At 40.2% G+C, this 20,906-nt stretch carries 18 protein-coding genes and 2 pseudogenes; 3 read left to right on the forward strand and 17 right to left on the reverse strand.

The window, feature by feature from the left end; genetic code table 11:
* Positions 1-143, reverse strand: a pseudogene (locus HNQ34_RS15330) (NCS2 family permease); the annotation flags it as partial.
* Between the two features lie 1,008 nt (positions 144-1,151).
* Here HNQ34_RS15330 and HNQ34_RS15335 point away from each other — a divergent pair.
* Complete coding sequence (locus HNQ34_RS15335) at positions 1,152-2,486, forward strand: 5'-deoxyadenosine deaminase (protein ID WP_183256106.1); 1,335 nt, start codon at positions 1,152-1,154, stop codon at positions 2,484-2,486.
* 77 nt (positions 2,487-2,563) lie between these two features.
* Here HNQ34_RS15335 and HNQ34_RS15340 read toward each other — a convergent pair whose 3' ends face one another.
* The 3 genes from HNQ34_RS15340 to HNQ34_RS15350 form a co-directional block, all read right to left on the reverse strand.
* On the reverse strand, positions 2,564-3,328 hold the full coding sequence (locus HNQ34_RS15340) for an enoyl-CoA hydratase (RefSeq protein ID WP_183256109.1): 765 nt from the start codon (positions 3,326-3,328) through the stop codon (positions 2,564-2,566).
* Positions 3,329-3,440: 112 nt separating this feature from the next.
* Positions 3,441-4,880: an aldehyde dehydrogenase family protein gene (locus tag HNQ34_RS15345; RefSeq protein WP_183256111.1), complete on the reverse strand. Its 1,440-nt coding sequence runs from the start codon at positions 4,878-4,880 to the stop codon at positions 3,441-3,443.
* 340 nt (positions 4,881-5,220) lie between these two features.
* A complete protein-coding gene (locus HNQ34_RS15350; protein WP_183256113.1) occupies positions 5,221-5,781 on the reverse strand; it encodes a sugar O-acetyltransferase in 561 nt (186 codons plus the stop codon).
* A 167-nt stretch (positions 5,782-5,948) separates the two neighbouring features.
* On the opposite strand from HNQ34_RS15350, the gene HNQ34_RS15355 reads away from it, so the two are divergent.
* Positions 5,949-7,250 (forward strand): globin-coupled sensor protein, encoded by a 1,302-nt coding sequence (locus tag HNQ34_RS15355; RefSeq protein WP_183256115.1) that lies wholly within the window; start codon positions 5,949-5,951, stop codon positions 7,248-7,250.
* A 55-nt stretch (positions 7,251-7,305) separates the two neighbouring features.
* Here the strand turns inward: HNQ34_RS15355 and HNQ34_RS15360 are convergent, their stop codons facing one another.
* A complete protein-coding gene (locus HNQ34_RS15360; protein ID WP_183256117.1) occupies positions 7,306-8,694 on the reverse strand; it encodes a methyl-accepting chemotaxis protein in 1,389 nt (462 codons plus the stop codon).
* A 270-nt stretch (positions 8,695-8,964) separates the two neighbouring features.
* Here HNQ34_RS15360 and HNQ34_RS15365 point away from each other — a divergent pair, with 270 nt between their 5' ends.
* Positions 8,965-9,285 carry a hypothetical protein gene (locus HNQ34_RS15365; RefSeq protein ID WP_183256118.1) on the forward strand — a complete coding sequence of 107 codons (321 nt, stop codon included), beginning with the start codon at positions 8,965-8,967 and terminating at the stop codon, positions 9,283-9,285.
* 52 nt (positions 9,286-9,337) lie between these two features.
* Here HNQ34_RS15365 and HNQ34_RS15370 read toward each other — a convergent pair whose 3' ends face one another.
* From HNQ34_RS15370 to HNQ34_RS15425, 12 genes and pseudogenes are all read right to left on the reverse strand, one after another.
* Positions 9,338-9,535, reverse strand: coding sequence for a hypothetical protein (locus HNQ34_RS15370; protein WP_183256122.1), 198 nt, complete (start codon positions 9,533-9,535; stop codon positions 9,338-9,340).
* Positions 9,532-9,966, reverse strand: a complete 435-nt coding sequence (locus HNQ34_RS15375) for a GtrA family protein (RefSeq protein ID WP_246364254.1) — start codon at positions 9,964-9,966, stop codon at positions 9,532-9,534. Before HNQ34_RS15375 ends, HNQ34_RS15370 begins: the two co-directional genes overlap by 4 nt.
* Positions 9,938-10,900 carry a glycosyltransferase family 2 protein gene (locus HNQ34_RS15380; RefSeq protein WP_183256126.1) on the reverse strand — a complete coding sequence of 321 codons (963 nt, stop codon included), beginning with the start codon at positions 10,898-10,900 and terminating at the stop codon, positions 9,938-9,940. Before HNQ34_RS15380 ends, HNQ34_RS15375 begins: the two co-directional genes overlap by 29 nt.
* A 12-nt stretch (positions 10,901-10,912) precedes the next feature.
* On the reverse strand, positions 10,913-12,913 hold the full coding sequence (locus tag HNQ34_RS15385; RefSeq protein ID WP_183256129.1) for a glycosyltransferase family 39 protein: 2,001 nt from the start codon (positions 12,911-12,913) through the stop codon (positions 10,913-10,915).
* A 707-nt stretch (positions 12,914-13,620) separates the two neighbouring features.
* Positions 13,621-14,022: an aldo/keto reductase gene (locus HNQ34_RS17965; protein WP_409978382.1), complete on the reverse strand. Its 402-nt coding sequence runs from the start codon at positions 14,020-14,022 to the stop codon at positions 13,621-13,623.
* A gap of 52 nt (positions 14,023-14,074) precedes the next feature.
* Positions 14,075-15,487 carry a glycoside hydrolase family 1 protein gene (locus HNQ34_RS15395; protein WP_183256131.1) on the reverse strand — a complete coding sequence of 471 codons (1,413 nt, stop codon included), beginning with the start codon at positions 15,485-15,487 and terminating at the stop codon, positions 14,075-14,077.
* A 17-nt stretch (positions 15,488-15,504) separates the two neighbouring features.
* Positions 15,505-15,813: a PTS lactose/cellobiose transporter subunit IIA gene (locus tag HNQ34_RS15400; protein WP_183256133.1), complete on the reverse strand. Its 309-nt coding sequence runs from the start codon at positions 15,811-15,813 to the stop codon at positions 15,505-15,507.
* 18 nt (positions 15,814-15,831) lie between these two features.
* Complete coding sequence (celB, locus tag HNQ34_RS15405; RefSeq protein ID WP_183256135.1) at positions 15,832-17,175, reverse strand: PTS cellobiose transporter subunit IIC; 1,344 nt, start codon at positions 17,173-17,175, stop codon at positions 15,832-15,834.
* A gap of 12 nt (positions 17,176-17,187) precedes the next feature.
* Positions 17,188-17,535 (reverse strand): PTS sugar transporter subunit IIB, encoded by a 348-nt coding sequence (locus HNQ34_RS15410; RefSeq protein ID WP_183256145.1) that lies wholly within the window; start codon positions 17,533-17,535, stop codon positions 17,188-17,190.
* 123 nt (positions 17,536-17,658) lie between these two features.
* A complete protein-coding gene (locus HNQ34_RS15415) occupies positions 17,659-18,987 on the reverse strand; it encodes a 6-phospho-beta-glucosidase (RefSeq protein WP_183256147.1) in 1,329 nt (442 codons plus the stop codon).
* 129 nt (positions 18,988-19,116) lie between these two features.
* A pseudogene (locus HNQ34_RS15420) lies at positions 19,117-20,282 on the reverse strand (MFS transporter).
* Positions 20,283-20,485: 203 nt separating this feature from the next.
* Positions 20,486-20,818: a PTS lactose/cellobiose transporter subunit IIA gene (locus HNQ34_RS15425; protein WP_183256149.1), complete on the reverse strand. Its 333-nt coding sequence runs from the start codon at positions 20,816-20,818 to the stop codon at positions 20,486-20,488.
* Positions 20,819-20,906 lie beyond the last annotated feature (88 nt).

Raw genomic sequence — 20,906 nt, forward strand, 5'->3', positions numbered from 1 at the left:
GGAAAATCTTTCACCGCTCCTAATGAAAGTGTGAACGGGTTGACGAATAAAATATAAGCCATTGATAAGAACGTCGTTAACCCGGCAATCATTTCCGTCCGGTAATTTGTGCCGAGCTCATCAAATTGGAAGTATTTTCTCACTTCTTTGTCCTCCTCGTATATCTATTTTAAGAAAAGCAAAAGTAAAACATTGTTCTAACTCCTTGCTAAATATTAATTTGATTGTATTTTTTATAACACCAAAATCGCTAATACATGTTGCAGACCAATAGAAATAATACGAACCTGTTCTCTGCTTTTGTTCAATGACACTCCCTCCAATATTTGCAATACACATTACATATAATGTTATTTTTTATAACATGATAAAACAAAGCATTATGGATGTCATTGGTTAAATTATATAATTTTTTTTAGAATAGTTGACAAATTGCATAAAAATTATGCCGGCATTCAGTAGTATAAGGAATATGGATGTCATAAAATTTAACATTTATTATATGCGAAATGCTAACTGAAAGCGAAAAATAATATCCGGGATCTTTTAGACTTTTTCTAAGCATTTTTCTAAACACAACCTGTGGTGCTGGTTGAATGTCATAATCTTGTTACTTTCAAGCGTTTTCCGTATTTGCTGTGTAATCACGACCTGTGGAAAATACAGGATCAATTAGCGTCCATCGCCATCTAGCACCATGAGTTAAACACAGTAAATGACCATATTTCGGTTTTTTTGTTGTTCAGGAGCATCCATCATGCTATATACTTCCCTTTATGCCTCACAATTCATTTTGCATGACGAATAACAGGAAAGTGTAAAATATCTCTGAAATTTTCATACGCTCACCTTTATATTGTTTTAGTGAAATTGTACAAACATCTATAAAATTTATAACAATTTTACCAATGAACATAGAAAAGAATCGAGATAAAATTAACGTGATATGTTATATTTTATTACAGAAGAGATATAACGATCTATGTATATTCCTCTTTTCAGCTGAAAAAGCAGAGATAGTGATTGAGTGAGTTGTTTCGTTCGGTGGGGGTCACTAGATTGTTATACAGTGGCTCAGGAAGCATGAAAAGAAAATATGAATCAATTAAGCAGCTATTGTTACGCAAAATTGCGTTAATGGAGGGGATCGAATGGGAACTTTGTTAATTAAAAATGCAGAAATTATTACGATGAATCGTGCCAATGAAATTATAATCGGCGACATTTTCATAAAAAATGACACGATTCACTCAATCGGCACAGAATTAAATCCAAATCGCGCTGATAAAATCATTGATGCGAAAAATCGCACCGTCATACCAGGATTTATTCAAACTCACATTCATTTATGTCAAACTCTTTTTCGAGGAAAAGGGGATGATTTAGAGTTATTAGACTGGTTAAAAAAACGGATTTGGCCATTAGAAGCAGCACATGATGAAGAATCGATCTATTATTCAGCCATGCTCGGTATCGGCGAACTTATCCAAAGCGGCACGACAACCATCGTCGACATGGAAACAGTGCATCATACAGAATTTGCTTTTCAAGCTATCGCCAAAAGCGGAATAAGAGCATTATCGGGAAAAGTGATGATGGATAAAGGAAATGATGTTCCAATCGGATTACAAGAAAAGACGTCTGATTCTATACAAGAAAGTGTCGATTTACTAGAAAAATGGAATATGTTTGATAGTGGAAGAATCCGTTATGCCTTCTCTCCTCGCTTTGTTATTTCATGTACGGAAACGTTGTTGAAAGAGGTCAAGAATTTATCGGAAGCGTATAATGTAAAAGTTCATACCCACGCGGCCGAAAATCGTAAAGAAATTGAAATCGTGCAAAATGAAACGGGCATGAGAAATATTGAATACCTTGACTATCTTGGGCTGGCAAATGAACGGTTGATATTAGCCCACTGCATATGGCTAAATGAGCGGGAAAAGAAAATAATTAAGGAAAAGGGAGTTCATATTAGCCATTGCCCCGGCTCAAATTTAAAATTGGCATCAGGAATCGCTGATATTCCAGACTTGCTTAGCATGGGAGTTTCTTTAAGCTTAGGTGCGGACGGGGCTCCGTGCAACAACAATTTAAATATGTTTAACGAAATGAGACTAGCAGCCCTTATTCAAAAAACGACATATGGACCTACAGCTATGAATGCTAGAAGCGTCTTTGAAATGGCAACAATTGGTGGTGCCAAAGCAGTTGGCTTAGAGAATGAAATTGGAAGTATTGAAGTTGGCAAAAAAGCGGATTTGGTTATCTTAAATTTGAATAATTTCCACACGTATCCTTCTTATGATGTCGATCCCATTTCGCGAATCGTTTATTCTGCTTCAAGAGACGACGTCGAAACAACTATTATTAACGGGCAAATTGTCATGGAAAACAAAGTGTTAAAAACTATCGACAAAGACACTATTTTATATGAAGCAAATCGTTCCATTAAAAGGCTTTTAAAAAGAGCGGATTTTATTTAGAATCATTCCATTGTATATGCCTTATACAAAAAAGACGGCTCTTGCGTAAATGTTGCGAAGCAAGAGCCGTTCGTTCCTTACCGACCTGTAAAGTTCGGTTTTCTCTTTTCGAGAAATGCGCGCACACCTTCGCGGTGGTCTTCCGTTTGCCGCATTTTTTGTTGGGCTTCCGTTTCGAATTGAAGCACTTTTAATAGTTCCTCTTTTGTTAAGTTAGCATACAACGTTTTGGTGGCGATCATCGCTTGCAGCGGTTTTGCTTGCCACTCAGCAATTTTTTGCTCCGCTTCGTTCTCATCCTCAACAATGAAGTCGACGATCCCAAGTTCATACGCTTCGTGAGCGTTCATCGGTTTCCCTTCCCAAATGATGTGCTTTGCTTTCGTTTCGCCGACCCGTTTCGCTAAGAAGAAATGTCCCCCTCCGTCCGGAATCAGTCCAATGCCGATAAAGTTCATCGCCAAGCGCGCCTCTTTCGTCGCAATGACATAGTCACTGGCTAAAGCGAAACTCAACCCTAGCCCTGCCGCTGGTCCATGAACGACGGCAATGACCATTTTCGGCATGCTGTACAATGTCGCTATAACTTGCTGGATCGTATTCATGACTTCATGAAATTTTTCTGGGTCTTCTACGCTAAGCATCGTTTTAATATCGCCGCCAGCGGAAAACCCTCTCCCTCTCCCGCGAATGACAAGAAGCTGCGCATCGCTTTGTTCTACTTGGCGCAGCGCTTCGACCAATTCATTCAACATTTGCACGTCCATCGCATTTAACGAATCCGGACGGTTCAACTCCAATACCGCCAAATTTCCTGAAAATGAAAGCACTACTGTTTCCATTGCCATCCCCCTGTTTGACCGATTTCCTTTTAATTTATTCCGCACCATTTTCAAAATTCCTTTTTTCAATATAAAAAATCCGTACCACCCAAACAGGTGATACGGAAGTTTGTTACCGATTGCGATTAAAAATGATGAGTTTTAACTCTGTCATTTCTTCAATCGCATAGCGAATTCCTTCGCGGCCAAACCCGCTTTCTTTGACGCCGCCATATGGCATATGATCAACGCGGAACGTCGGAATGTCGTTAATAAGCACCCCGCCGACGTGCAGTTTCTCTGCCGCTTCCCATGCTGTATGGACGTTGTCCGTATATATGCCGGCTTGCAATCCGTAGCGCGAGTCATTGACAAGCTCAATCGCTTCATCGATGGAGGAAACTTTATTAATCAACACAATTGGTGCAAACACTTCTTGGCACGATACTTTCATCGTTGGTGCCGCATCTAAAATCACCGTCGGCAATAACATATTCCCTTGTCTCTCACCGCCAATTGCAACGGTAGCGCCACCTTGCTTCGCTTCTTCGATCCAATGCAACGAACGCTCGACATCTTTCTCGGAAATTAGAGCAGAAACGTCTGTGCTTGGATCGAGCGGGTCGCCTACTTTCAGCTGCTTCACCGCCGCAACAAACTTTTCGACGAACTCTTCATACCGTTTTTCATGTACGTAAATGCGCTGCAGCGAAATGCACACTTGCCCTTGGAACGAAAATGCGCCAACTATACACCGCGGAATGATGCGATCAACATCCACTTGTTCATCGACAATAACGGCAGAATTGGAACCGAGTTCGAGAGTCACACGTTTAAGCCCTGCTTTATTGCGAATGCCAATGCCTACTTCTGGACTGCCCGTAAACGTCACCATGCTAATGCGCGGATCGGTTACGATTTGATCACCGACCGTTTTTCCACTTCCGGTCACGACATTTAACGCCCCTTTCGGCAGTCCTGCCTGTTCAAACAATTCGGCAATAAAATACGCCGAAAGCGGCGTTTGGCTCGCCGGCTTCAGCACGACCGTATTTCCAGAAGCGATGGCTGGTCCCAGTTTATGTGCCACTAAATTCATCGGAAAGTTAAACGGCGTAATCGCTCCGATCACACCGATCGGCTCTCTTACGGTAAACGCCATGCGATTTTCCCCGCCCGGCGCGGCATCAAGCGGAATCGTTTCTCCGTGAATGCGCTTCGCTTCTTCAGCGGCAAATTTGTATGTTTGAATCGTGCGAGCCACTTCCGCTTTTGCTGTCGTGATTGGTTTAGCGGCTTCTAGTGCAATCGTCCTTGCAGCTTCTTCCGCACGTTCTTGAAGAAGAGCAACCACTTTTTCTAAAATTGCTGACCGCTCATGTGCTGGCATTTTCGCCATCGTCCGTCTTGTTTCGTAAGCAGCTGCAATCGCCCGTTTTACTTCCGCTTCAGTTGCCATCGGAATTTCCGCCAACGCCTCTCCAGAATACGGAGACCGTAATATCGTGTACGATTCCGCCTCTATCCATTCTCCATTAATATACAACTTCTTTTTGTCCGCCGTTGTTTTCATCACTTTCCCTTCCTTTCCCTTTTTCTTTGCATATTTTGCGCTAGTTCATGAATGGCTTCCTTGATCCCAACGTTGATGGCATTCGTTCAAAATCGCTGTTCTTTTATTATTTATTCAGCTTTTTGTCTTGGAATCCTTCATAACTATCTATTAATAATAGTACTATAATCAAAACATAATTTATGAAGTTGAAAGATTGATTATGAAGCGATAGATGATTGAGTTTTCCTAATATGTTTGAGATTTTTTCAAACAAGTGTCCGTTAGATCCTAAATATTCAAGTTAAATTCATATTGAAAAAAAGCATTTGCCTCCCATCGTATGATGAGAGGTTCAAACTCAAATTTCTATGCGCTTAATGATTCTTGCCGGATTTCCTCCAACGACAACATTGCTTGGCACATCTTTCGTAACGACGGCGCCGGAGGCAATGATAACATTATCGCCAATGTTCACCCCTGGATTGATTACCGCTCTCCCGCCAATCCATACATTATGACCAATGCGAACCGGTTTCCCGTATTCTAACCCTGTGTTTCTTTCCTGCGGATGCAACGGATGCGTCGCTGTGTAAATGTGCACACCAGGACCGACTAGGCAGTTATCGCCAATTCGCACTTCACACACATCTAAAATCACGCAATCAAAATTCATATAAAAATTTTCGCCAACGTGAATGTTATAGCCATAGTCGCAACGGAAGTTCGGTTCAACATACACGTTGTTCCCAGTTGAACCGAACAATTCTTTTAACAGTCTCATTCGTTTCTCATACTCTGTTTCGAGCGTTTGATTATATAAACGAGTGAGCTTTCTCGCCCGTTCACGCTCTTGGACTAATTGCGGATCGGCTGCATAATACAATTTCCCGTTTAACATTTTTTCTTTCTCTGTTTCCATTTCCCTCTCTCCTCGTTCAATCTTTTATAACTTTAGTATACCGCTTTTTTCTCTTTTTTTAAAAACTTAGTTGATTAGGATGATTTACTTATTCCATTTTTCCGAAATGTTCGATAACATATTTTAGTACTGTGTTTATATTAATTTACCAAGAGGAGCGATCACGAATGAACTTCTCATTTTTCATAAAAAAAGAACATTCCTCAACGATCACAACGGAAAGATTAGATGCTCCAAACAGGCCTGTTCGTCTACAAGATCCGACGATAAACAAACAAATCGAAATGATTGAACTAACAGAGCAAGATCTAGCGTTGCTTGCAAAACTAAAACCATTCATCGAAGAAAAAATCGATTGGATTGTTACCCGTTTTTATGATACGTTGCAAAAAGAACCGTCGCTGCTTGAAATTATTCATCGTCATAGCTCGACTGAACGATTAAAAAAGACGCTTAAAATTCATATTATTGAAATGTTTAACGGAAAGATCGATGAGGAATTTATTGCAAAGCGAACACGCATCGCTGTTGCTCACTTGCGAATCGGCTTATTGCCTAAATGGTACATGTGCGCCTTTCAACAATTGCTCTTATCTATTTTAGAAGTCATTACACCGCACATGCGCGAGCCGCACATGCTTATTGAAGCTACTAAATCAGTGACAAAAATCTTGAATTTTGAGCAGCAACTCGTTTTAGAGCAATATGAAAAAGCAAACGAAGAAGCACGGCTTCAAATAGAACAAATGAAAAACAAACTGAAAGAGCAACTGAAAGCAATGGTACAAGAGCTTTCAGCGATATCAAGTCAAGCAAGTTCTTCTGTTGCTGAGTTGACCGATCAAACAAAAGATATTTTGCGGTGTGCTGAAGAAGCGTCGATGATTACGGACGTCAGCGAACAACAATCTGCCGAAGGACAAGGAAAATTGCGACACCAGCAAACAACTATGCTTAGTATCCAACAGATGATGAAAAAAATACAAACAGAAGTGCACAACTTGCAACAATCTGCCTCCAAAATCGAAAACATTAATAGCCTTGTTACCGCGATCGCTGATCAAACGAATATGTTGTCGCTAAATGCTTCGATTGAAGCTGCGCGAGCTGGAGAGCACGGAAAAGGATTTGCCGTCGTCGCTAGCGAAGTACGCAACTTAGCATCGCAAACAAAACAATCTGTCGCTGGCGTGACTGAAATTTTGAGCGAGCTAAATAAAAAAATCGACACCATTTCCCAGTCATTAGAGTCGATGGTATCGCTCGTTGTTGATGGTGCTAATGATATGGAACAAATCAATCATTTTTTCGATACTTTCGCCTTATCCTTGAAGCAAATCCGGGAACAAAACAAGCGCATTGACAGCGAAATGAAGCAATATGTTCATGTCGTATCCGAGATCAATGAATCGATCGCCAACGTAGCGGCTTCGGCTGAACAATTAGAGAAAATGGCACACCATCTATAAAAACTTTCGCCCTTACCTAACCTTTATCTAAGTAAGGGCGAGTTTGTGTTCTTTTTTACATAACGGTAACATTCAAATCCACACCAATGACACCAACGATTTTATTATGGTGAACAATAGGAGCCGAGATCGTAAGGCAAGGGCGTTTTGTCAATGCCGATGTATAAATATCTGAAACATAGACGCGCCCTTTGCTTGCTTCGATAAACCACGGGCGAGCTTTGGCGTTGACAAGCCCCGCAGGAGGATTGGAATAAACGAACGTTCCGTCTAAATAGTTGGACCAAACAGCTTCAATATTGGCATCGGACTGCAAAAATTCATTAAGGTATTTTTCGTGCTGTTGTTTGTTCATTTCATATAACGGGCGGGATTGAAGCAAATGGGAAATTTTCTTTTTCGTATTTTCAATCACCATGTCATCGATGGAAACAGCAGCGATCGTATCATCTTTTTTGATAATGCTTTGCAACTCATCAGATGTTTTTTCTAACGCACCATTAATGCGCATAATTTGTTCAACATTTTGATGTTGAAGATCCATATCGAGCGTCACTTGATGAGCATGCTCTTTATTTTTTGTAGCCATAGCGGAAATTTGCTCAAGCAACGCAGCAATTTCTTGAACGCTGGCTGTTTGCGCATCAACCGCTTGCGTAGAATCAAATACCATTGTGGTGATATTGCTTAATTTTTCCTTAAAAGAATCTAGAATATGAAGTACGTTCATCATTTCCTTTGAACCATTTTCAATTTGTTCCGTTTCTGTTTTCACCATATTCGTTGTTGAGGCAATTTCTTTTTGGATCAACGACAGAATTTCGCGCGTTTGTTCCACCGCTTTCGACGTTTGACTCGCCAAGTTTCCTACTTCATTCGCCACGACCGAAAATCCTTTTCCGTGCTCCCCTGCTCTTGCCGATTCAATATTGGCATTTAATGCAAGAATGCTCGTTCTTTGTGAAATCGCGCCAATGGTCGAAAGAATTTGGTTGATCTCTTGGGACTGGTTCACTAAACTTTCCATTTGTTTCAACAAAATATGATGACTTTTGCGCAACTCATCCATCTCATCTTGCAATTTTTTCAACGAATTCCATGAATGAATCAATTCTTCATAAAACAATTGGCTGCTCGAATGAATTTCTTGAGAAACCCCTGAAATTTTTAAGGCGGACGATTCGATCATTCTCATCTTTTCCGACACTTGCAGCGTATAATTCATTGTCATCTCAAGATGACTCATTAATTCCATCGTGCTTGTTTTACTTGACGTAGAGGTTTCATTTAGCGAAAGTGCCGCAAGTTTCATCTGTTCAATAACCCCTTTTAACTGATCTGCGGCTACTTCAATTTGCCCCATCACGTGTTGATGATCTGTTTGAAACACTCCATCCGAACGTTCATTTTCACTTGTTTTTGCACGCCACTTCAATAAAAACATAAAAACTCACCTCTAACGTTATATTTAATAACATGATTATAACATCGAATAAAAAAATAAAGAACTATTTTTTTGAATATTCTTTCATTGGTGTAAAAACTTAAACAATTTTTTGGCTGATACAACGTTAAATACATAACACTCGCTTGCATGTTACGTTTTTACGAGCCATTCTTTTCCATGTATGATTCGATTTCATTAACAAACATTAATAAATGTTCAACACCATTCATTCTCATTGAAATTGAAAAAAAGAGGAGTGGAGACATAATGAACTTTTTACGTCTATTTAATTTTGGACGTAATCGCACGATGTGGAACCAATTGTTACGTCTAACAGGCTGTCGTAATAATAGAGGGATGATTTGGACGATTCTTAGTTTCGGTTTAGGAATGGCTGCAACTGCTGCTTTTAACATGAGAAGACAACAAACTGCTCAATATGCGCTTAAACGTCCGATTCGCCGCGCAATGCGCAGCATTAACGGTTTTATGAACCGCCGCATGCGAAGACCAAGCTTAGCGACAATAGAATTTTCAAAAGAAATCGCCGAAAAGCCAAACAATATGCCAACAAACAATCGTCCATAACAAAACCTTTTTGCTCAAAACCTCTTGCACCTACACAAAAATCTCCCACCTTTTACATATAGGTGGGAGTCATATCATCACCGCTAATTCTTTCTCTCCATTTCTCATCTAGACACACTAACGGCTTTCGTATTTCTTCTCGTTGCCACCCTTCTTCCATATTCGCCTTTGAAAATCTCGCCCATTTGTCTATATCTAAGCGATTTGTTTCTATATCAAAGTACTTCCATCGATGTATCGTCGCATTCACGACCCTTCACTTCTTTCATTGATTGATGGTTGAAATACCCAAAGGCGGCTTCCAGCAAAGTTAACAGCCATTCCGCCAATTGTCGCGATCACCTTGCTATAGAGTAATGACATATCCCCGATTTGTCGAAAGATATATAACAGAACAAATGTTGTACTTAACGAAAAAACATTAATCAAAATAAATCGAAAAAATTCTTGAACGGTCGCTTTTTGCTGTACTTGGAACGTCCACATTCGATTCCAAACATAACTATTCATTACTCCCGCGCTATAGGAGCAAGCTTGTGCCAAAAAATAAGAAACCCCGAAGGAAGTGAGAAGGAAAAACACTCCGAAATCAATGAGTGTATTTCCCACCCCGACAACGCAAAAACGAAAGACGGTGATAATGTTCCCTTTGTTATTCCACATAATATGGCACCTTTTCATTCTTTTGTCCAACTCTCCAACCATCTTTTAAAATATAAAGCGGGCGATGTTTCACTTCATCGTAAATGCGACCAATATATTCCCCAATAATTCCTAGCATAATAAGTACGACGCCGTTGAAAAAGAGGATTGCCATCAACAGCGAAGACCAACCTGTGACAGTCAAGTTGGTAAATAGCTTTAAATACAGCACAACCATCATCCAAATCACACTAAAAAACGAAAGAAGGAATCCTAAAAGGCTCGCCATTTTTAACGGCTTATAGGAAAATGAGGTGATGCCATCCATCGAAAATCGCAACATTTTTTTGAGCGGATATTTCGTCTCTCCGGCAAAACGCTCGTCGCGTTCGTATTCAATTGCCGTCTGTTTAAATCCTACCCAACTCACCAGCCCGCGCACGAAGCGGCTTCGTTCCCTCATACTGATTAATTGATCGCACACTTTCCGGTCGATCAAGCGAAAGTCTCCGGTGTCAAGCGGAATGTCAATTTCCGTTGCTGCCCGAAGTAAGCGATAAAATAGATAGGCCGTTACTTTTTTAAAGACCGTTTCTCCTTTTCGCTTTATTCGTTTCGCATAAACGACTTCATACCCTTCCTTCCATTTTTGAATCATCTCGAAAATCAGTTCAGGAGGGTCTTGTAAATCGGCGTCAATGATCACAATCGCTTTTCCGGAAGCATAGTCCATTCCAGCGGTAATCGCGATCTGATGGCCGAAATTTCGCGAGAAGTTCAAATATTTGACCGTGTCATCCCGCACAGCCAGCTCCTTTAAAATGTCGAGCGTTTCATCTTCACTTCCGTCATTGACAAACAATAACTCATACAGTCCATCTGTTTGTTCCATCACCCTTTTGAGCCGTTTATACGTTTCGCGAATGACAAGTGCTCCATTATATACAGGAATAATTACGGAATACTTCACCATACTGTTCTCCTCCTATCCTTCGTATTTGTAAAGCTGTTCCGCTCCATCTCTGCCAAACGGGTGTTGATCGTTTACAGATTGGCCACTTTGCCATTCTTTTTTTGGAACTTGTTGGCAATATTTTTGGATCCATTGCACTAATTCATTGTTGCTTTCACCGCCGCCTCCAAATCCGGAGATTAAGAAATATTTCACTTCTCCGTTTTTCACCATTTTCTCTAGCTTTTCCGGTGTGAGCACAGGATCGCTGCCTAAAAATCCTCCCATCGCCATGACGGCTTTATCCGTTTTTAACATGATTTGCGCCGCTTCGGTAGCCCGAAAAGTTGCTACTAAATAAGTTTCGCCATTGTAATTCTTTTCTAAATATTGAATTAAGCTTTCATTCGCTTCGCCTCTTCCCATTCTGAACATCATCCGATCCCCTTGTTGATCATTCGGTTTTAAATCAGGTCCGGCATACGGGATCATGCTGTTGCCGCCATATAAAACCGGAGTCAAAGACCAGTAAAAAGGCATGATTAAAAGCCCGATCAGCCCCGCTATTTTTGTATAATATGCCTCCTTTTCTTTATGACGGAATGCGATCAAAAAGACGAACACAGCCAGTCCGAATAAGGCGATAGATAGCATCCACACACTAGCAATCGAGGCACGATTTTGGTATAACACATATGCTTCAAATAAAAACGTTGTTAAGAAAGCGCTTGGAAGCAACCATTGGCTCCATTGTTGCTTCTCTTTGTAAAACTCCCAAAGCATCGCGCTGCCGATCCCCACAAGCGCCGCAATCGCAGGGGCCATCATGCTTAAATAATAACGATGGAAAAATCCTGCAATGCTAAAAAACGCCATCATTGGAACGAGCCAAGCGAGCCAAAATACGGCCATTTTGTGCGAGAGCGTAAAAGCACGCTGCTTGCGAAAGGATATGACAAGCCCAATTGTACTAAATAGAACGAACGGTAGTAGCCAACTAATTTGCCCCGACATTTGTTTGTTAAAAAGACGAAGCAATCCCGGATCTCCCGTTTCACCTCTTCCGACTCCTCCCATGCTTCCTCCAGGAGGCTGTCCTTCTCCTGGTCTAAATTCCGACCCCATATTCGGCATCTGCGGTGGCACGTTATTTCCTTGACCATCGTTCATATTCAACATTGACGGCGAAGTCATTTGTCTATTTTCTCCGAAAGCCGGCGCATTTGACATCATCCGATTGCCCCCCGGACCCGCTGTACCAGTGAGCCGCCCGATTCCGTTATAGCCAAACGCTAACTCAAACACCGAATTCGTTTGGCTGCTTCCGATGTATGGACGCTTTTCTTTTCGCATAAAGTCCGCAATCGCTGCATAAGATACCGAGATTGCAAGCAAGATGGTTGTAGCGATGGATAAATGTTTGATTCGCTTTTTCCAAGTCGCGCTACTCGCGATCCAATAAAACAAATAAAATGCAGGCAGCACCATATACGCTTGCATCATTTTCATATTAAAGCCGATCCCAACTAACGCAAAGCTAATAATGAGCCATGAAACTTTTTTCGTATGAATCGATTTCATCAGTGCCCATGTCGCGACTAAAAGGGTAAAAATTAAAATCGTATCAAGGTTGTTCGTCCGGGTCACGGCGACAAAAATAGGCGTGCAAGCTAAAATCAAACTCGTCCATAACGCAGGAATCCGTCCGAAAAACGGCTTTACGATAAAATAAATGAGCCATGTCGACAAAACGCCAGCGAGCGCTTCAGGAAGCAACACACTCCAATCACTTACGCCAAAAATGGCCACGCTCAGCGCCTGAAACCATAGCGCAACGGGCGGCTTGTCGACCGTAATAAATCCTGTCGGGTCAAGCGAAGCAAAGAAAAAAGCTTTCCAATTTGCCGTCATGCTTTTCGCTGCGGCCGTATAATACACGTTCGAACCGGCTTTGCCGATATTGTAGAAATATAAAAATGCCGATAACAGCACAATAACTGTCAGCCACCCATCGATCCTCCACTTTGATTTCATATCACTTCCTCCGTTTCTTTTACGTTATCGAATTTCCATCAACAGGGCAAAAGTTATGTATCAATATGCTTCAATCCACCACCTTTCTCTTTCTAAAAACGCCAGCCCCTGATCCTCACCTCATCATACGACGTTTTGATGAAAATTGAGTGAAAATAAAAAAGAGCCACTTTTTGGCTCTCTAACCACCTCGTTTTTAGTTTCTCGGCTTCAAAAACTTCATTTTGTGACCCGCGGGATACTTTCCAATATTTTTGGTTCATCACCACAAAATGTACTTGACAAGCAAGTGATGTTGTGAAGCGAAGGATACCATTTACTATTTATTTACAGTTATGTATAAAAATCATCTAATCCACTTTTATTCAAAAAATCAAGCGCAATCTTTGGTGAAGGTCTATATTTTTTGTAAATCCAATAAATCTTTGTATTTAAAGTGGTTTATCACCACAAAGTGTGCTTGACACACTTTTTCTAAATTTTGTTTTTCAGGATAAAATGAATAATTCCATTTGGAAGATGTTTTAACTAGGCATATTGTCTCTTATCTATTCAATTAAAATGCAGGCTGTGAAAGATTGTACTCAAGTAAACCAGCTAATAGTTTCAGCTTGTCGACTTTGTTAGCAAGCTGAGTCGACCTTCCTAATTAGGAAGGTCGGCTTTTCTTCTGTTATTAATATAAATAAGCTGTCGTCACACGACAATTATTTAAAACCAATTATTGGGTGAGGTACATACAGCTCTTCCAAGAACGTCATTTCTTTAAGTGTTAACTTAATCGAAAGAGCAGCTACCGCATCTTCGAGATGAGACATTTTCGTAGCACCGATAATGGGAGCTGTTACCAGTTTCTTATGCAGCAACCATGCAAGTGAGATTTGAGGCGGTGTTGCGTTTTTGGTCACGATGACCCTCTTCCCATTGAATGGGGCAAACGCTTCATCTACCAACCTCTCATTCACATATAAATCATAAACTTTGGACGTATCGAAGGAGGTAATACCACGTTCAATCGTTGCATGGATCAGCGAAATCATCTCTTTCTTGTCTGATGCCGGACCATAACCATAACTCATTCCCATGCAACCGAGCCCGATAGCGGACACTTCCAAGCCACTTTTGCCTAATTTACGCTTTTGTATTATTTATCTTCCTTTATTATTCAAGGTTTTCTCCATTCGTCTGAATAATTTTTTGATACCAGTAAAAGCTTTTCTTTCTAATGCGGCGAAGGTCTTTTAAGTCGAACTCATCTCTGTTGACATAAATGAAACCGTAACGTTTGCTAATACCTTGGTGCGTGCTAACAAGATCAATCGCCGACCAAGGGCAATAGCCAATCAAATCAACGCCGTCCGTTATGGCAAGTTGTGCTTGTTTAATATGTTCCCTCAAAAAGTCGATTCGATAATCGTCGTTGATGACATCACCTTCTTCCAGCTTGTCGAAGGCGCCCAATCCATTTTCTGTAACTAACAATGGAAGATGGTATCGATCGTAAATTTCGCGCAACGTAATACGGAACCCAACAGGATCAATTTCCCAGCCAAATTCAGTTTTTCGCAAATGTTCATTTGTGTGTCCTTTATAAACTCCCGAATCACCAATGACAATTTGCTGGTCACCTGTGCTATGCCGGTCATTTCCGTCTTTGTTGCTATGGGCAACAGTCATTGAAGTATAGTAATTAAATGCAATAAAATCCGGTTTAGCGCTTGCTAAAATCTCCATATCACCTTCTTGAATCGCAGGCGTATAACCTTTTTCTTCAAAATAACTCCACGCGACACTATTATAGCGCCCGAAACAAGCTGCATCTAAATAGAGCCAGTTGCGGATAGAATTAAAGTTTTGCGCAGCTAACACATCTTCCGGTCTTGAACTAGCCGGATAAATATAACAAATGTTTGGCGCTGGTCCAATTTTTGCGTCTGGAAGCATTTCATGACACAATTTAATCGCTTTTGCTTGAGCTAACAACATATGATGGTTTTGTTGGTACAGTTCTTTTTCAGGGTTTTCCAAATGAAGATCGACTGTACCGATCGCTGTTCCGTGAAGAATCATCATGTTTTGTTCGTTGATCGTCAACCAGTATTTCACCCGGTCGCCGAAATGAGTGAATAACGTTTTCGCATAATTTTCAAACGCATCGACTGTTTCACGATTCGACCAGCCTCCTTTTTGTTGCAGCGCATAAGGTAAATCGAAATGATACATCGTAACGATTGGTTCAATGCCTTTTTCCTTTAATTCGTTAATTAAACTGTTGTAAAATTCGATGCCTTTTGGATTGGCCTCGCCCGTTCCATTTGGATAAATGCGCGTCCATGCAATAGAGAAACGGTATGCCTTTAATCCCATTTCTGCTAGTAAAGCAACGTCCTCTTTATAGCGATGATAATGATCGCTTGCTACTTTAAAATCGGTAACCCCTTCCGGATGATGACCTACGTCAATAACGGACGGACCTTTTCCATCTTCATTCCAAGCCCCTTCTACTTGATAGGCAGAAGTAGACGCTCCCCAGAAAAAGTTTTTCGGAAATGGTTTTACGTTTTGGTGTTCCATCTAAATTTCCCCCATATTTATAAAGTTCGCTTTATAAATTCGTATAAATCTACAATTTCAGTCGCTAATTCTTTCATTGTCATCGCATTCATCAAATGGTCTTGCGCATGAATCATTAAAAGGGATACTTCTTGTTTTTCTCCTCTTATTTCACTTTGAATTAATGATGTTTGAATATGATGCGCCTCACTCAACTCTTTTGCAGCTTCTGCTAGTTTTTCTTTCGCTATCGAAAAATCCCCGCTTTTAGCTGCTGCAATCGCTTCTATGGCTGAACTTCTTGCATTCCCCCCATGCAAAATGATCTGAAAAATTTGTTCTTCCATCTTTATCACAATCCTTAATCACATATTTATTGCATCTGATTGCTGAGAATTCATTGAAAAACCTTTTTCTTCCATCAATTTTTGTTTGTCCCACATTCTAAAGAATGGGTAGTAAACAATAAGGGCAATACCAATATTAATTAATTGCATAATAGCACCTGAAAGTTTTCCGCCAGTAATTAAATATCCGTGTAAAATTGGCGGCATCGTCCACGGGACAGCAATACCAGCCGGCTTTGCCACTAACCCTGTCGACATTCCAATATAAGTAGCAATAACCGTAAGAACAGGAGTTAAGATAAACGGTATCATCATCATCGGATTCATGACAATTGGCATACCGAATATGATTGGTTCGTTAATATTAAATACGGCTGGACCGATAGCTAATCTACCTAGTTGTTTCATTTGTTGACTTCGCGCACGAAGAAGCATAATTAATACTAATGCAAAAGTAGCTCCACTTCCACCAACATTCATCATATCAATAAATTGCCTCGTAAAAATGTTTGGTAATTCTTCACCGTTTTGAAATGCTATACGATTTTCGTCCATGGCACCATACCAGATTGCATCCATTACCCCGGATACAATGTTCATTCCATGTAATCCGGAAGTCCATAATAACATAGCTACGAACATCGCAATAATTGTACCACCCAGAGTTCCTCCCAACGCGTTTAGAGGAGTCCCAATTAATTTTGTAATAAGATTGTGCAAATCTCCATAAGAAGTTTGTTCGATAAGAATACGAGCTAACCAAACAGAAGTAAGCACTGCAAAACCAGGAATAAGTGCAACAAACGATTTACTTACTGCCGGTGGTACCGCATCTGGCATCTTGATTACAAAATTCTTTTGAACAATATAACGATAAATTTCTGTTGAAAATATCGCTAAAATCATGGCAACGAATAACCCTTTGCTTCCCATTAAAGCAACAGGAATACCGCCATCCACTAAGATCGCTTCTTTCGCTCCTGCAGGTGTAAATCCAATTTTATATGGTGTTGCAAGTAAAAATGCAGAAACGGAAATCGCACCTGCGGTAATCGCGTCCACCCCATACCTTTCTGCAAGCCGATACGCAATACCAAACGCTGCAATTAACGCCATAATATCAAATGTCGCACTAACAGGATACATTAATTTAGTTGCCCATTGTTTTCCGAAAATCCCAGCCATAAAGTCAGAGTAGCCCGGAATCGGTAAATTCGCGACAATTAAAAACACGGAACCAATAATAATAAGAGGCATAGTTAAAATGATACCGTCACGCAAAGCAATTAAATGTTTTTGTCCGGCAATACGACCAGCGATCGGCATAACTTTGTTCTCAAGAATGCTATTGATCTTGCTCATCTTTCACACCCCCTACTTAGAAAGTAATTGCTCAGCAAATTTTAATACTTCCGCACCATTGCATGTCCCATAGTGAACAGGATTGATCACATCAACCGGGATGTTCTTTTCTTCTCCTAGCTTTTTTAATTGTGGGAGCATATAGCGAACTTGTGGACCTAAAAGAAGAACGTCCGCATTGTCGATATGGTTTTGGACAACATCACCGGAAACAGCCCAGATCTTGTACTGTTTTCCTTGCTCGCTTGCCGCTTTCTCCATTTTTGATACTAACAAACTTGTCGACATCCCAGCTGCACAACATAATAAAATGTTCATACTCATTTCCTCCTCATTTTTATTTTCCTTTCCTAGCTTCATCTTACTTTAAAAGCGCTTTCATCTAAACATAACTTTTTTCCGTTAGCCTACGGAAAAAATACATCGTGTGCTTCCTTTACACTAAAAAAGTTCCGGCAAAGGTCTTTGCCGGAACTAAAAAGTCTAAACCGAGATTTTCTTAAAAAACTGTGGTAAATATTGTTTATGCGCTTCAAGCATTTCATCTAATATTTGTTTTGCTACCGTATCCGATGGGACAAGCGGGTTGATGATGAGCGCAAGAAGTGCAGTGTTATAATCTCCTGTTACCGCAGCTTCAATTGCTACTTTCTCAAACGATTTAATTTGCTGGACAAGCCCTCGAACAGCAACAGGAAGATCTCCCATCGCCATTGGTTTAGGACCATCTTTCGTAATGACACAACTTACTTCTACTGCGGAGTCATCTGGGATACTAGCAATTGCGCCATTGTTTCTAGTGTTGACAGGCTGAATATCACGCTTATCTGTGTAAATCGATGTAATTAAGCGAACAGCAGCGTCAGAGTAATATGCTCCCCCTCGTTTTTCTAATTGAGGTGGTTTCACATTCAAGTTAGGATCTTTATAGAGTTCAAATAGCTCTTTTTCTAATTTTTGTACAACTTCTGCACGTGTTCCCTCTGTTTCTGCATTTTTCAAGTCTTTTTCAAGCATATCGCGCGTCTTATAATAATACATGTGGTATGGGCAAGGTAGTGCGTTCAATGCTTTTAAAAACGCTGGTTCCCATCCTAGTCCTTGAATGTTTTTTACGAAGCTACTATTCCTTGGATCTGTTAGTAGATCGATAACTTTATCTTTTACGCTAATGCCATCCAAATAAACATCTAAACCGTAAACCATATGATTAAGCCCCGCAAAATCAATACGAACACGAGAATGTTCCACACTTAGCAGCTTCGCTATCCCCATCTCCATCCCAATTGGTACATTGCATAAACCGACTACCTTTTCAATATTCGAGTAACGCAAAACAGCTTCCGTCACCATGCCAGCTGGATTTGTAAAATTGATAAGCCATGCATTTGGACATAATCTCTCCATCTCACGGCAAATGTCTAAAATAACCGGAATTGTCCGAAGTGCTTTAAATAGCCCACCTGGGCCATTCGTTTCTTGGCCAATTACACCGTATTTTAGCGGAATTCTTTCGTCTTTTGCCCGAGCATCAAGTAAGCCTACTCGAAACTGAGTAGTGACAAAATCCGCTTCTTTTAATGCTTCCTCTCGATCAAGCGTTAAATAAATATCGATTGGAATCCCAGCTTTTTCTACCATCCGTTTTGCTAAATCCCCAACAATTTCAAGCTTTTCTTTTCCTTCTTCAATATCGACAAGCCAAAGTTCTTTTACTGGTAATTCATTGTATCGTTTAATAAACCCTTCTACTAGTTCAGGAGTATAGCTTGAGCCACCGCCAATGGTCGCTATTTTTAATCCTTTTTTCATCTTTACCATTCCTTTCACTAAAAATTTAAAGATAGCTCCCCGTTTGCATCATACGGTCAATATTCTTATCATGATAACAACGTACCCCCAACCCCAAAAGCAATCCAGCATTTCAGACAGACTTTTCTTTTAATAGCTCTTTGCAGTACGATACATATTGACTCTTAGTAAAATCATGATTATGCTTAATGATAAAAATAGCAGGCCACCGAATACGACATATTGTACACCCATTCCAGATATAAATAATCCGCATACGCTTGTCGCAATGGTTGTTCCTAAGTTTGTGGATGCTAAGAATAATCCGTTAGCGAATTCAGGAGCCTCCGGTGCTGCAGACGTAATCCAAAATTGATTAATAACGCCTCCTGCCCCAGATAATATTCCCCAAGCTAAGACGATGAAAAACATCGGCAAAGCAAACTTCCCCATTGCGAAAAAGGAAACATAAATCACTCCTAACGTAAAAGGAAAAGAGGCTACAAACTTGTTAGCATTCTTAATAAGTAGCTTTCCTGATATAATGTTCCCGATAATATTGGCTGTACCGTATACGATTAGCATGAAACTAATGAAATTCCACGAAATATTTGTTACTTCTTCTAAATATTTAGTGATATAACTGTACACCTCGAATATTGCCCCATTTATTAAAATAACAGCACAGTAATGGAAAACCAGACAATCGGTCTTTTTAATATACTTACTTGGGCTCCGTAAGAAAGCTTTTCATTCACAGATGTAGATGGCATCCATAGGACTGTGGCAATGAATGCTATCGCATTTACAATAGCAAAGAATAGTATCGACATTGGTAACGAAGCAGCCTTTGCAATAAAACTTGTGGCTGGTATACCGAGCACCATACTTGCAGATATCCCAATAAACACCTTAGAAACCGCTTTGGGAGCTTCTTCCTTGCTAACGGACGTTGCAGCTACTGTAAGGACCAAAGAAATATAAACTGGAAAGAAAATGGCCGGAAACACATAAGCAATTAATGCAACGGTGAAGTTTGAGGCAAATGCCGAGACAACATTCCCCAAAATGAAAACACCAAGTACAAATAACATTACCTTTTTACGTTCTATGCCCGAAAACAGTAGCGGCGTAATTGGAGCAGAGATAGCAATAGCAAGTGTAAAAAGGCTAACCATCAATCCTGCATCGGAAATACTGACATGAAAGTGATCAGCAATTAAAGGTAATATCCCAATAATCCCTAATTGAGTATTTACAATGCTAAAAACTCCTACAGTTAATATAAAAATTAGTAGATTATTTTGTTTCTTCATAAAATGCTTCCCCTCTTGTCCTTTGGCGAATGTTGGTCAAGAGCGAATCCGATTCCACAATCCACATCAATTTCCTTCAAAAGGTAGCTCGTGATTGCTTTTCATAGATTTTTTGACGCTACCGTCCTTACTGACCTCTTCTTTTCTTATGAAGAATAATGCTCAAGAGAGAATCCGACCCTCCTTTAGCATGAAATTAGTGTTCATAGAACTTTCGACTGTAACAATGACTGGGTTTGCTCATATAAATCTACCAATTCTGTTGCTAAATCTTTCATTGTCATTGCTGTCATTAAATGATCTTGCGCATGAACCATTAAAAGCGATACTTCTTGCTTTTCTCCTTTTGCCTCCCTTTGAATCAACATTGTCTGAATATGATGAGCCTGAGCCAATTCATTTACTGCTTCTTCTAATTTCTTCCTTGCTTTCGAAAAATCACCTTGCTTCGCTGCTGTAATTGCTTCAAAAGCCGCACTTCTTCCATTTCCACCATGAAGAATGATTGAAAAAATAATTTCTTCCATTCCTATCATCTCCCCTTTCCATCTGAAAAATCGGTTGCTTTTTCGTTCGTTTTTATTGTATTGTAGTAGCGCTTACATCTACACATAGCCTTTTTCC

Origin of the sequence: Anoxybacteroides tepidamans, from assembly GCF_014201465.1 — a bacterium.
In the GTDB taxonomy this organism is placed as follows: Bacteria; Bacillota; Bacilli; order Bacillales; family Anoxybacillaceae; genus Anoxybacteroides; species Anoxybacteroides tepidamans.